This is a genomic window from Geodermatophilus sp. DF01-2, assembly GCF_004571065.1.
In the GTDB taxonomy this organism is placed as follows: Bacteria; Actinomycetota; Actinomycetes; order Mycobacteriales; family Geodermatophilaceae; genus Geodermatophilus.
In genome coordinates this window covers 1-929 of record NZ_SPQN01000190.1, presented here as the reverse complement: position 1 = coordinate 929, position 929 = coordinate 1, and the positions used below count along the sequence as shown (strand labels likewise).

1 protein-coding gene is annotated in these 929 nt (G+C 69.3%); it reads right to left on the bottom strand.

Annotation, left to right across the window (positions count from 1 at the left end; all coding sequences use genetic code 11):
• Window positions 1–23 precede the first annotated feature (23 nt).
• Window positions 24–872, bottom strand: coding sequence for an IS5 family transposase (locus tag E4P41_RS21770; RefSeq protein WP_135143264.1), 849 nt, complete (start codon window positions 870–872; stop codon window positions 24–26).
• Window positions 873–929 lie beyond the last annotated feature (57 nt).

The following is a 929-nucleotide window of genomic DNA, read 5'->3' as shown; positions in this document are numbered from 1 at the left end:
CTGACAACGTGTTGAGAAAGCAATTAGGCGGCGCGTGCCGGTTGCCAGGGACGGCGGCCGGGTGCAGGCGCGAGTCGGCGGGCCATCAATCCGATCATGGCCCACTTGATCATCGCTTCGGAGTGCGCGGGCAGCCGTTCGTAGTCTCGGCTCATCCGACGATGGCCGGTGATCCAGGCATGCGTGCGCTCGACCACCCAGCGACGGGGTAGCGGCACGAAGCCTTGCTGGCCGACCAGCTTGGCCACCACCTGCACCAGGATGCGCAGTGCCCGGGAGGCGAAGTCCTGGGCTCGGCGGCTGTAGGCGGCATCGGCCCAGACCAGCACCAGCGAGGGCATGACCATCTTCGCCCGGTCCAGCACCCGGATGCCACCGTCGCGATCTTGCACGCTGGCCGCGGTTACCAGCACCACGATGAGCAAGCCCATGGTGTCGACCACCAGGTGCCGCTTGCGGCCGTTGACCTTCTTGCCCGCGTCCCAGCCGCGGGAGTTCTTGCCGACGGTCGCCGCACCGGGCACCGTCTGGGAGTCCACCGCGCCGGCCGAGGCCATCGGATCCCGGCCGGCGGCATCGCGCACCGCGTCGCGCAGCGCGTCGTGGATCCGGTCGGTGGTGCCGTCGGCGGCCCACCGGGAGAAGTAGAAGTAGACCGTCTCCCACGGCGGAAAGTCGTGCGGCAGCTGCCGCCAGGAACAACCGGTCCGGTCCACGTACAAGATCGCGTCGACGATCCGGCGGCGGGAGTACTTGGGTGGACGCCCGCCGCGGGTGCCACGCCCGCGGGTGCTGAGCACCGGCACCAGCGGCTCGATCAGCGCCCACTGCGCATCGGTCAGGTCCGAGGGGTAGGCCGGGGAAGAGCCCATGTCCCACCCTGGCGCACAACACCGAACCTGTCAGCCCGCTTTCTCAACACGCTCTGA